Origin of the sequence: Leptospira licerasiae serovar Varillal str. VAR 010, assembly GCF_000244755.1 — a bacterium.
GTDB lineage: Bacteria > Spirochaetota > Leptospiria > Leptospirales > Leptospiraceae > Leptospira_B > Leptospira_B licerasiae.
This window is the reverse complement of sequence record NZ_AHOO02000005.1, coordinates 1,394,045-1,406,741: the sequence shown is the minus strand read 5'-3', so window position 1 is coordinate 1,406,741 and position 12,697 is coordinate 1,394,045. Positions and strand designations below refer to the sequence as shown.

Here is a 12,697-nt window from a genome sequence, read left to right as displayed (position 1 = left end):
AACCAAGCTAATCCGGAGATTTTAAATCCTATTTCGGATCGTATTTTTCCCCTAGCCAGTAAGAACCATCTAAAGAAAGATGATTGCTATCACGATATAATAACTTTCCGTCCACTTTGGCGTAGCAAAACTTATCATCGCAAAGATACTTCCATGCCTCCCAAATCTTTACGCTTGGAAAATCTCTTTGAATAGAGCTTATAATTTTATGATATTCTATATTTCTCTTATCAAAATCCGTTCTATTAATTCGACACTCTTGATCCACATCGCTATACTTTAACTGAAACGGTCTTAGTCGAACGCAACGCTTAGGATCAAATCCTATTTCAGGTATATCTACAATGTAAACTATTTCTTTTTTAGCAGCAGTAAGCCTCTTAATAGTATCATACATGGCTTGTTGAAATGCTTGCTGTGGATCAGTAATATCGGGTCGAGATTTATATTTTAATGAACCGCTAGATTTAGCTTCTATTTCTCCGTAACCCTTTCCGGTAAGATATCTAGGCCCCCGACTCGCGAGGATTAATTTTGTAATCTTGGGATTCCTTTCGAGAAGTTCCAAAACATGATTTGGTCCTTCACAGGGGTGCTTAGGATTATCCTCTACTCCAAAAAATGGAGGGCACCCCCCTTTACTCATATTTAAGAGATTATATCCTTGAGACTCAAACTTTCGTATCAAGCCATATGCCAAGGCATTTGCATGACTATCTCCGATTAAAACTACGTCAGGATCTTTACTTGCATCTCCGACAAGGCAATGGGGGAAATTTTTTCCATATTCTGATTGAAATCTTTGTACGCAGCCGTCTTCTGCGGTATTCCAACCTTCAAAGATCTTGGCGTTATGTTTATATTCTCGAATTCTCCATTCCCATCCATTTCTCTTATAGATGTTTCGTCCGAGAAGTCCGACAAATATCAAAAGACCAACTAACGCAAATATTACAGATTTATTTTCTCGAAAACGAATTTTCTTTTCGATGAAATGCCAAGTTAAAATAGAAAAAATCAGGGAAAAAAGGACAGCAACTAATCTCCATACTAACTCAGGAGTTCCAGATTCCAAAATAGAGGCAAATGACAATAAAGGCCAATGCCATAAATATAAAGGAAAGCTAATTAAGCCAACGAATACAAGAGGTTTCCAACGTAAAAATTTGCTATTAATGAGTCCATCTGGTCCGGAAAAAATGAGTAAAAATGCCCCAGTAACCGGCAATATGGCTGCATATCCTGGATATGCAGTATCTTTATTATACAAAAAGACGGCGCAAAAAATTAATATTAGTCCAGAAATTGACAAAAAGTCCCGCATTTTTCTATCATTTAATATCGGGATAGAAATAGGACGATTTAAGAATTTAAATTTTTTAAAATATGACGGTAAAAGCTCTGCAATAGAGTTTCCGTTAAACGTTTGGAACCAAGCAAGAATCGCGCCAAATAATAGTTCCCATATTCTAGAATACGGAAGATAGAAAGTGTAAATTGGATTATTCTTATAATCTGCAAGATTCCATGTTAAAGAAAGTAACGCGAATAAAAATGTTATACTGAATAAATTAAACCTAAAGCGCCAAGCAATAAATAGCACTAAGGGCCATGCTATATAGAATTGCTCTTCAATTCCCAATGACCATAAGTGTAACAACGGCTTTAGCTCAGCAGCATTATCAAAATAATCTGATAACTCATCTAAAAGTTTAATATTAGAAAAAAAGAAACTACCTGCATGAGTATGCTCTCCTAATTGCTTATACTCTTCGCCCATGAGAACAAAATAGCCAGAAACCAAACAGAAGATGAGCACAGTAAGTAATGCTGGGAAAATACGGCGTATCCTGCGGGAATAAAAGTCAAAGAAACTAAAGGTGCCCTTTTCTAAATTCTTAAAAAGAATACTGGAAATAAGATAACCGGAAATTACAAAGAAGACGTCAACTCCGACGAAACCACCAGTTACGACAGAAGGAAAAGCATGGAATATTACAACGGAAAGAACAGCTACTGCCCGTAAACCATCTATATCAGGACGGTATTTCACTAAATCATTATGTTTCAAACAGATATCCAGCCCAATTCAAAATACATATTTTTATATTTTTCAAATGTTGTATCCCAATATTCTAATACTCGATTTCTGAGAAACTCCGGTTTAACTTCAGGAAACGTGTGATCATGTAAAAGAATCCCTAATATTTCTTCAATAGAGGTCCCTTCAGAGAATAGCCTATCTCCTGGTAATGCATATTCAGGAATAGATCCTAAGGACCAACCGACAACAGGTATTCCCAAATAATGGGAGAGAATCAAAGGTCCATTTGCCTCACCAACGGAATCAGTTCGGAAGCAAGTAACATAATCGGATTTCAATATTTCGTCATTTAAAACATCATCATTACAATAGCCTAGCACGATCAGATTTGAGCCTTTAAATTTCTGAATAAAATTTCGAGTCTTTTTATCTTTTACCCCACCTGCGATTACTAAGGTAATTTGAGGATATTTTGAAAGCGCCTTTACTAATTCAGGCAATGCTTTTGCTTTTTTAGCAACTCCCGGTTGGCAAAGACGTAGAAGCGTTTTTTTTTCTCTTTCCTCAGTCTTGAAGTTGGCTGCTCTTTCCATCTTTATTGAAATATATTTCTCTACATCTAATGAACTATCCAAAGGGTGAGGCCCCATCGGAATTACTTCAATGGGCTTGTCATATCCGATACGGGTCGCAAGCCTTTTAGCATATTCAGAATGAACAACTAACTTATGTTTACGTAGAAAAAATAATTGCATGTGCTTCGTAAAAAATCTTAATACAGGCTGACGAGGAACAACGTCATGCATAGTGACAATCGCTTTTTCTCTATGACGAAAAGCAAAACCTAATAATTCACGCCCACTATTACCTATATGAAAATGTGCAAAAGAATCAGGACTCGAAGGCTTTTGTAATAACTTTACGTTTATACCTTTTGATTTAAAAATCGATTCAAAGTCTTTACAATATCTTGTAATACCGAGTGAATTTTTGGGAGAAATTAATTCAATGGTCATTGCATCCGAACGCTACGCCTTGTCTTTATAACTACTCTTTTGGAACTCTTTGACTTTTTCAATTTCTTTCTCCAAAAGAGTATCCAGTTTATTAATTACTTCGCTGTCCGATAATGCAAAACCTTCTACTTGCGATAGCGCCCTCAAAATTTTTTGCTGAACAGAATTCTTTGCAAAAAACTCGATATTAATTCTATTGGCAGTAATCCTATTTATCATTTTCCCTAATAAATATTTCTCATAAAGCTTAATTCCAGTAAATCTGCTATCAGCTTTGTTAATTGATAAAAGCCAATCATTCCATTTAAACTCTGATATCAAGGGGCCTTCTGTATATGGAGTAGATAAAATGAAACGATGCCAAGGTACACGAAAAGCGTCTGCTAAAATAGCACCATGCATTGCTTCCGTTACTAAAAATTTAGAAGCAGCGATTTCTCTAAGAGTATATTCGACTCCTAACTCACATTTACTTGAAATAAAATGGATCTTTAGTTCGCGACATATCCTCTCCCAATCGATAAAATCAAGGGATTGATAATGAGGCATAAAGCTAATCTCATATTTCTTCTTTTGATCTATAGTCCCTTTAAAGAATTGTGTGTGCCTAATACAATACGCAGCATCACTAATATGTGGATAATTGTTATTTAAATAACTGGATGATAAGGGGCCTCGTAAAAATAAAATTCTCCAATTCTCAGAAGGCTTAAATGAATCCTGCATTGGGCGAACCCCACTCCCAAAAACAATTTTCGTACGATCCTTACTGAATATCTTATTATTATTAAAGAGGATCGAGCCAATTCCAACCAGATCTAAACCGTCAGACTCATCCTCTTGACCAAAAAGGAGCGGCCAAAGCCAAGGGTTCAAATCATCTCCAAAATTCCCCTTTTTAGCTTTATAATATATAAACTTCATTCTTAGCTCAAATTATTAGTAGATTCTGAAAACTTTCATGAATCACACAAATCACTTTTTAGTAACCTTTGCCAATTGACTTAATCCAAATCGAACATTACGATTAAGCATATTCCTGTTTAAATATGCACAATACAAAACACACCCAAATGCATTTAACCCTAAGACCCATGCTACATTCGAAATCGAGAAAATGCTAAATGTGATAAGAAAAATCAAATTTACTAATAAACTTCTGATCGGAAAGTCTATTTCAAAGAAGGATCGAGAATGTACATAGCGAGCAGTAAATAAAGCAACGTTCCCAGCAAATAAAGAGATCGCACAACCCATCAATCCTAAATAAGGAATTAGAATGAAATTTAACGTTATGTTCACCAAGGCTCCGACTATTGTTGTATAAAATGCACCTTTAGTTTTTTTAGCAGCGAGATACCCACCGCCATAAAAACTGCCTAAGGCTTGAAAACAAACCGCAAAATAAAATAGCGGCAAATAATGCCCTACTTCAAAATAATTTCGATTCACAATATACGGTAACAAAAGTTTCGAAAATCCGATTGCAATAGCAGTTAAACCCAATATCAATTTTAGATACTTAGCAATCACATTGTCAAAATACTCTTTACTTTCCGCTGTTCCGAATAGACGAATTACCTTTTCTTGCCATGCTTGATTGAATATCAAATGCAAGACCAACAATATATTCGGGAATTTCATTGCAATTGCAAACAAACCATTTGCACCAATCCCCAGAAAATATAGTATCATATACCTATTTGATTCAGAGACTGCCCACCAACCAATTTGATTGGGGATCAAAGGTATCGTGTAGTGTAACATAGATCGCAATAATGTCAGATCGAATGCAGAAAAACTAAAGTAAGAAACGAATTTTGTCTTATATAGGAGATACAATACCCCTACGAAAGAAGAGAACAGATTAGCAAAAATAATCCCCTTCAATCCAAAATCGGAAACCAATATTACGATTAAAGAACCAATTGCAAAAACTCCCGAATAAAGGACCCCCGAAAAAGCATAAACAAAATTCAAAGATATGGATCTCGCAAATTGCAGAACAATTGTATAGATTACTTGGCATATTAAGAATAAGTAAATGATAAAGCTAAATGGAATATCCACTATAAGAGCTAAAATCCAATATACTATAGAAAAACAAACAAGGTTTAAAAACACCGCCACCGTAACGGAGGAAAGTATTTTTGAAACTTCAATAGAGTCCTTCTCTAAGTTCAAGCACCATCTAAGAATTCCATCATATAGCTGTAAGGCTACCAACGGAACAACTAGGGTAAAACTTGTCAGAACAAGGTCAAAAATCCCTATTTCTTCCTTTTTCAAAAAAAAGGTAAAAATAAAAAATACTACAAAAGTTAATCCTTTTGAGAAAACATTAGCAACTCCGTATATCAGAGTTAGCTTACTTAAGCTTAAATTATTGCTCATAATGGTAGTCTGAAGTAATCAAGTTTAAGTCGAACTTTTGCCAAATTAAATCGACGATAGTGTATATTTGGATATTTCAAAACCTTATTTTTTTCTTTTTCGGCCGCTACCCTATTTTCTCCAGTTGAATTTTAAAATTTTCTCAGCTACATTTTCCCATGTAAGCTCTTTTTTGAAATTGCGGATCGCACCTTTCATACCAGCCAAATCCTTTCTAGAAATTCCTCTAAGCTTTTCCGCGATCGCCTCTGGGGACTCAGGCTCAACTAAATACCCAGTCTCTCCATCAGTTACGATATCAATAAGTCCACCTACACGAGTGGCAATGATCGGACAATCGTATCGATAGGCGACCGCACCAACCGCAGTCCCAGATGCGGAGCGATACGGAAGAACAGCTGCATCTGATCTACCAAAAAACTCTGCTAGTTCTTCTTCTTTCGTATAAGTAAGGTGAAGTTCTACATTCTTTAAATCCAAATTTTTGACCAGATCTTGGAGAATCTCTTTATTCTCCCAAGTCTCACCAGCAACCGTCAAGTATACCTCAGGATCCTTTAATTCAGCAAGTGCATGCAATAAAATATCCAGACCCTTATAAGGTCGAATGAAACCAAAAAATAGAAGTTCCAATCTTCCTCGTTTCTTTAATAAACCTTTAGGCTCAGGAAATTCCTCGTATGCAGGGATATGAATCCTTAATACTGGTTTTTCAGGATAATGTAATTTTAAAAAATTCTTATGTTCGATAGAATGCACAATGTAACCATCTGCATGTGATAATAAGAACTCAACGATCGTTCTCTTTATACCTATAGCCCCATGATCCGAAAGATTATGGCATAAAAAAATAACCGGGATTTTTTTTCTACGAAGAAGAAAGGCGATTAAGGCAAATCCTGGAGCCCAAAATAAAGTCCACCAGGTAAGAATTACTAAGTCTGGTTCACTTTTAATAATATGATTCGCAACTTTTATCAGGCTGAATGGATTTAAAGCATCAAGTAAATAATTTACTTCAGGATCTATTCCGGTCGAAAAAGGATCTACGTCACTTTCTCCAGGATAAAGAAACTTAGGATATTGCCTTTTGAAAGATATAGTCCGCAAATTACAGAGTTTAGAGAGAGATTTTTTTAAAAAAGTTGTGTATTGAGCGATCCCTCCTCGATATGGGGTTATAGGTCCCAATAGGAAAACATTCTCAATGTTCACCATAACTGTTAATGAGGAGACTTCTGCCCTTTAGAGAACTTTATCGTATGATCTAATTTATCAGAATAGTATTTTGAAAAAGTCCTCTTCTTCTCGTAATACAAAATCTCTTCATTCAGTTTTCTATTGTTCCCGATCAAAAACGCAAGGATCGCGGAGACCAGAAACAACCCGGAAATAATCACTAAAACTACCGCAAATAATAGAGACTGTACATGCCCCTTTCCGATCCCTAAGTAGAAAAAGATCAGAAACCGGATCGCGATCGCGAGAGCTGGAACGAAAGTAGTAACGGCCAAAACACCGAAAAATTGAAACGGTCTATAAATGATCAACAGTCTTACCAAGGAAGTCCCTGACTTCCACATATGTTGGAAAATGTTCTTAAACAGTCTGGATTTTCGAGTAGGAGGATTCGTAGGGATCGGAATAGAAGAAACAGCAAGATCCATTTTGACTGCTTGCACAATCGTATCTAGGACATAGGAAAACTTAGTAGTTATATTCAATCTCAAAAGACTTTCTCTTGAGTAAGCCCTGAATCCGGAAACGGTATCAGGAATATTAGTGCCGATCAGATTTCGGACGATCAAATTTCCGAACCATTGAAGAGTTTTCTTTAAAGGAGAAAAATGTTCCACCTTCCATGGGACTCGGTTTCCGATAACTATGTCTACGGAACCATTCATGACTGGAGTGATCAGATCAGGAATATAAGAAGAAGGATACTGGTTATCAGCGTCCGTATTTACGAAAATATCCGCGCCGCTTTCCAGAGCAGCCTCTATACCGGACTTGAATGCTCTGCCCAAGCCTAAGTTTTTTTTGTGGGAAATAATTTTACAGCCGTATGAAGCCGCAATCTCTGAGGTGCGATCTGTGGAACCGTCGTCTACAATTTGGACTTCGATCTTTTGGATGCCAGGGATCTTTTTAGGGATCTCGGCAAGAACCGTAGAAAGAGTTTTTTCCTCGTTATAGCAAGGGATATTGATTACTAACTTCATTCTACTACTTGTCAAAATGCGGGATTTTCGAGATTCGTCCAATACTTTTTAAGATAACCCTAACGAGAAAGAATGAGCAACCGTTGCTCATTTATACCCAGAATAGATAAGTTATATTAGAAATTCTAAAATAGAATTTAGGATTTCAGAAGTTCTAGTCCCCAGTCCCGAACATTCCCCGCTCCTAAACTTACAAATACGTCTCCGGGTTTGAGTAACTCTTTCAAAATCAAGAGATCTGCACTTAGATTTCCCGAAAGGATTTTAGGTTTTATCCTCATTTTGTCGGCAATCAACTCCGAAGAAACTCCAGGGATCGGATCTTCTCCCGCAGAATAGATAGGAAGAAGTAGAACCGTATCTACTTGGTCCAAACTTTTTGCGAAGTCCAGGTATAAGTTTTTAGTCCGAGTATATCTATGAGGTTGGAATAGGATCACGGGCTTTCCTCTTCCTCCGGATAACTCTCGGATAGAAGAAAGGACCGCTTGGACCTCTGTAGGATGGTGCCCGTAGTCATCATAAATATCCACACCGTTCTTATTTCCGATGTATTCTAATCTGCGTTTGACTCCCGCATATCCGGAAACTGATCTAGCAGCTTCTTTCGGATCGGCTCCTAAAGAATAAGCGGCAAGTACTCCCGCGAGCGAATTCGTTAGATAATGTTTTCCAGGAAATCTAGAAGTAATCTCGAATTCTTTTCCATCCAGGTAGAATATCAGTTTCTTATTTTCTATTTTATAATGTACTAAACTCTTAAAGCCGGAGCCTTTAACGTTCGGGCTTGAAGAAGAAGTAAATCCGAAAATTTTAGATCTATCTTGTATTAGCGAAAGACAATCGGAAATCCCAGGATCGTCCAGATCCAAAATCACCATCTCCGTTCCGAAAGAAATAAATTGGGCAAATGCCTCCAGCAACTTCTCTCTAGTATGATAGAAGTCCAGATGGTCCTCGTCAATATTCGTTAGAATGCGCACCTGGGCTTTATGATTTAAGAAGGTTCCGTCGGATTCATCCGACTCAAAAACCCCTATCTTTCCCGAAGAGAACCTTCCGCCCACCCCATTTAGAAACGAAACGTCGCCCCCAACCATAACAGACGGAGAATATCCTAGATCATTAAGTATATGAGCAGTCATCGCCGTAGTTGTAGTTTTCCCGTGAGAGCCCCCTACTGCGATACAAGTGAGATGCTCGAAACAACGATGTAAAACTTCCGATCTATGAAAGAATGGAATCCCTTTTTGCCTGAAGAATATTACAATTGGATGAGAATCTAAACGTATGGCAGAAGAATAAATTGCGGAGTCATATTCGATATTTTCTCCCAGGTCGGAAAGTTTAGAGAATATTTTTACTCCCTTCTTCTCCAAGTTATCGGTTACTTGACTTTTTTTTCCGTCATAACCGGAAACTTCAAAGCCGGCATCCGCCAATATATGTGCAAGGCTGGACATACCGGAACCGCCGATCCCGAGAAAAAAAGGTTTGGAGAATCCCAGTCTTTGTTGGATAGACCCGCTTTCCATTATTTAATATTTTCGAAAAAGAAGCCGACCGTTTCCTGAGACGCTTCTACATGAGAACATTCTAATGATCTAATAGACATTTGGTTTAAGAGTTCAGGAGCCTCCGCAAACTCATTCAAAATGCGGAACAATTTACTTTCATCCTCGTCCCTTTGTTCGAGTAACGCAGCGGCGCCGTTTGCTTCCATATACTTTGCATTTGCCGTTTGGTGGTCGTCTTTAGCGAACGGATACGGGATGAGTATCATTGGGAGTGCATAAGCTGCACATTCGGAAAGTACTCCGGAACCGGAACGAGCGATCACCAAATTAGCCCATTCATAATGCTCCGCCATATTATCCGAATAAGAGATCAGGTCCGCGTCCTTAGTCTTTTTGGAAACTTCGTCGTACAATGCGGTTCCGGTAAGCATCCTGAAACGGAATCTTTCTTGGATTACTTCGTGTTTCATCAGGCTGACTACCATATTATTGATCTGTCTAGCGCCCTGGGAACCGCCCATTACTAAAACGTTAAATTGTTTTTTCTTCTTAGGATCCCATTTCTCGCTGAACTTCAAAGCAAGTTTTGGAATGGTTTTGGATCTTAAAGGATTTCCTAATATTTCCCAACTACAGGAAAGTTTCGTATCCTTGGGAGGAAAACTAAATGCAACCTTATCCGCAAATCTAAAGAAGATACGATTTACTTTTCCCGGAATACAGTTCTGTTCGCATAAATATAATTTTTTACCGAAGATCACCGCATATAGAAGCGCAGGAACGCTGGAATATCCGCCCATTCCTACAACTGCATCCACCCCAAGTTGCCTGAACTTGATCCAAGATTTTATAAGTTGGAATACATATCGAAAAGGTAATAAAACAATATTTCCGGAAAGAGACGGAGTATTATGCCATACAACTTCGCAAGGAGCTTGTTTTAGATCCGGATTATCCTTATTTCGGATAAGAGAATGTAGAAAAACGTTAGATATACCTAAGGAATCTTTCCGACTTACAAGACTTTCCGCAAGTGCGACCCCAGGGGAAATATGCCCCCCGGTCCCACCGGCTGCGATTAAAACCGATCTCATACGCCTATGTTTTCTTTTCTAGTTATATTGACAAGGATTCCGAAGGCCGCCAAAACCACGAGAAGTGAAGATCCTCCGTAACTCATAAACGGCAAGCTGATGCCTGTGATCGGGAATAGTCCAGTTACCACAAAACTATTGATCACAAATTGAGTACCTAAAATAAAAAGTAAACCGGCTCCCAGATAGAACCCGAACGGATCCTCTACTCTTTTTAGCAGAACATACACTCTCGAAAGAAGTATCATGACCAAAGCAAAAAAGAATAAAAATCCTATAAAACCGAAGTCCTCCACATAAGTAGCGAGAACAAAGTCAGTATGACTATACGTTAGGTATCTATGCGCATATCCGCTAGCCAATTTATTTCCAAACCAACCGCCATCTAAGAATGCTCTAAAAGAAGTCACTAATTGATGGCCTTCATCGTAACGGAATCGATATGGATCGAGCCAAACTTCCATTCTTTTTCTTCTGTAACCTACTTGGCTGATCAGAAGATACGCTAAAGGAAGAGAGACCAAACCGACAAGAAGAAGGTTACGGACCGGAAATCCGAATAAGAACACAAAAGCGATCACCACGAATAAAATTTCCATCGTGGTCCCGAAAGCCGGTTCTGCTAAGATCAATATTAAAACCGCAAGCAATAAGACTGCAGGAAGAATGAACTTCTTAGGATCTCTATTCTCTTTTAGTTTCAGCTTTACGATAAGAGAAGATAGATAAACCACAACCGCCAGCTTCGCAATCTCGGAAGGTTGTAACTGGTATGGCCCGATCCCGATCCATCTATGGAAGTTCCTTCCATAGTAAGTCCCGACCGATTTTCCGATTCCCGGAATAAATACCAAAACCAAAAGAAGGACGCTGATAATAATTCCGCCTAACGCAAATTTTTCCAAACGTTTATAAGGAAAATTCGCAAAGAAGAAAAACACTACAAGGCCTATGGCAGCCCATACCAATTGTTTTTTTAGAAAATATTCTGAGTCTTGGAACTCCCTCCATGCGGTAACGGAGGAGCTGGAATACATTACGCATATTCCGAAGAGTAAAAGAAAGAATACCGATCCTACTAAGACCAGATCGAAGGGGGAACCGGGAGATTCCCAAAAATCTTTGAACTTTCTCCCGAGAGCCTTCATTGTATTTTTAAACTAGATAAGGAGATGATCGCGAGAATGATGGCCGCGATCCAAAACCGGATGACCACCTTAGTTTCAGGCACTCCTCCCAATTCGAAATGGTGATGCAGTGGAGCCATTCTGAAAATTCTCTTTTGGGTCAATTTAAAAGAACCGACCTGCAGGATTACTGACAAGGATTCCGCAACAAAGATCCCGCCTAAGATGATGAGTAGGATTTCTTTCTTTAACATCACGCAGGTAAGTCCGATCGTTGCTCCTAAAAATAAAGAACCGGTATCCCCCATAAATACTTGGGCAGGATGACTATTAAACCAAAGAAATCCAATCAACGCTCCGGTCAAAGCGGCAAGAAACACGCTATATTCATGAGCGTGAGGAAGATAAGGAATATTTAGATAATTTGCGGCAACAGGAGTCCCGGAAACATAAGCGATCAATCCGAGAGTCCCGACTACTATCCCCGCAGTTCCACCTGCAAGTCCGTCCAAACCGTCGGTCAAATTAACTCCATGAGAAGATCCTAATATTACTAAAATTGAAAATGGGACAGCGAAATAGCCCCAGGACAAGATCGGACCTTTCACGAATGGCAAAAACAGATCAGTCAAATGAAATAGTATTTTACCGGTAGTTCCTTTGGGAGCTTCTCCCGTAGAATATAAGAACACTCCACAAAATATCGCAGCCAACACTACGGAAACGGCAAACTTGGTGCGGGCCCTCATTCCGCCCTTGATCTTTTTTACGGATTTCATGTAGTCGTCTATAAATCCAAGTGTGGCAAAAGAGATAGCACAAGCGAGCAATAGTAGAATATTCGAATTTCTTAAATTTCCCCAAAGAAGAACGGATACGACCAGCGCAGAGACTATCATCAAGCCGCCCATTGTCGGAGTCCCGGACTTGGCGCTATGAGATTTCGGTCCGTCGTCCCTTACACTCTCCCTGAATTTTAATCCATGCAAGAAATCGATCACTCTTCCCCCGAACCAGAAAGTCAGGAACATAGAAGTCAACCCTGCCATTAAAGCCCGAACGGTTACATAACTGAAAAGTCTTAATGAATCTAGATCTTGGAAAAATCTTTCGTATAAAAAATAAAACATATCGTTTCTATGAAGACAGATTCGCCCGCGCCAAGTACGAGTAAACGTAAAAAAGAAAATCTTCTTCTCTGACTTAATTATCGACGCAAGTTCGGATCTGCGCCATTTTTTTTGGATCTTGGAAATTTATGCCGGCAATAGGTATTGCGGCCA

The 12,697-nt window shown here is 38.6% G+C and carries 10 protein-coding genes; all 10 read right to left on the bottom strand.

Annotated elements, in window-relative coordinates:
• Nucleotides 1-28: 28 nt before the first annotated feature.
• The gene (locus tag LEP1GSC185_RS07100; RefSeq protein ID WP_008595409.1) at nucleotides 29-2,071 is read right to left on the bottom strand and encodes an acyltransferase family protein; all 2,043 of its coding nucleotides are present in this window, start codon (nucleotides 2,069-2,071) and stop codon (nucleotides 29-31) included.
• Nucleotides 2,068-3,060 (bottom strand): glycosyltransferase, encoded by a 993-nt coding sequence (locus tag LEP1GSC185_RS07095; RefSeq protein ID WP_008594148.1) that lies wholly within the window; start codon nucleotides 3,058-3,060, stop codon nucleotides 2,068-2,070. The genes LEP1GSC185_RS07100 and LEP1GSC185_RS07095 overlap by 4 nt, the downstream gene beginning before the upstream one ends.
• 12 nt (nucleotides 3,061-3,072) lie before the next feature.
• Nucleotides 3,073-3,984 (bottom strand): polysaccharide pyruvyl transferase family protein, encoded by a 912-nt coding sequence (locus LEP1GSC185_RS07090; protein ID WP_008596490.1) that lies wholly within the window; start codon nucleotides 3,982-3,984, stop codon nucleotides 3,073-3,075.
• 51 nt (nucleotides 3,985-4,035) lie between these two features.
• Complete coding sequence (locus LEP1GSC185_RS07085; RefSeq protein ID WP_008595594.1) at nucleotides 4,036-5,454, bottom strand: lipopolysaccharide biosynthesis protein; 1,419 nt, start codon at nucleotides 5,452-5,454, stop codon at nucleotides 4,036-4,038.
• Nucleotides 5,455-5,565: 111 nt separating this feature from the next.
• Nucleotides 5,566-6,672: a glycosyltransferase gene (locus tag LEP1GSC185_RS07080; RefSeq protein ID WP_008594427.1), complete on the bottom strand. Its 1,107-nt coding sequence runs from the start codon at nucleotides 6,670-6,672 to the stop codon at nucleotides 5,566-5,568.
• Between the two features lie 5 nt (nucleotides 6,673-6,677).
• Nucleotides 6,678-7,676, bottom strand: coding sequence for a glycosyltransferase family 2 protein (locus tag LEP1GSC185_RS07075; RefSeq protein WP_008595798.1), 999 nt, complete (start codon nucleotides 7,674-7,676; stop codon nucleotides 6,678-6,680).
• 137 nt (nucleotides 7,677-7,813) lie between these two features.
• A complete protein-coding gene (murC, locus tag LEP1GSC185_RS07070; protein ID WP_008593585.1) occupies nucleotides 7,814-9,211 on the bottom strand; it encodes a UDP-N-acetylmuramate--L-alanine ligase in 1,398 nt (465 codons plus the stop codon).
• On the bottom strand, nucleotides 9,211-10,287 hold the full coding sequence (locus LEP1GSC185_RS07065) for a UDP-N-acetylglucosamine--N-acetylmuramyl-(pentapeptide) pyrophosphoryl-undecaprenol N-acetylglucosamine transferase (RefSeq protein WP_008595025.1): 1,077 nt from the start codon (nucleotides 10,285-10,287) through the stop codon (nucleotides 9,211-9,213). The genes murC and LEP1GSC185_RS07065 overlap by 1 nt, the downstream gene beginning before the upstream one ends.
• Nucleotides 10,284-11,435 carry a peptidoglycan glycosyltransferase FtsW gene (locus LEP1GSC185_RS07060; protein WP_008593518.1) on the bottom strand — a complete coding sequence of 384 codons (1,152 nt, stop codon included), beginning with the start codon at nucleotides 11,433-11,435 and terminating at the stop codon, nucleotides 10,284-10,286. Before LEP1GSC185_RS07060 ends, LEP1GSC185_RS07065 begins: the two co-directional genes overlap by 4 nt.
• Nucleotides 11,432-12,544 carry a phospho-N-acetylmuramoyl-pentapeptide-transferase gene (gene mraY / locus LEP1GSC185_RS07055; RefSeq protein ID WP_008594967.1) on the bottom strand — a complete coding sequence of 371 codons (1,113 nt, stop codon included), beginning with the start codon at nucleotides 12,542-12,544 and terminating at the stop codon, nucleotides 11,432-11,434. The genes LEP1GSC185_RS07060 and mraY overlap by 4 nt, the downstream gene beginning before the upstream one ends.
• Nucleotides 12,545-12,697: the final 153 nt, after the last annotated feature.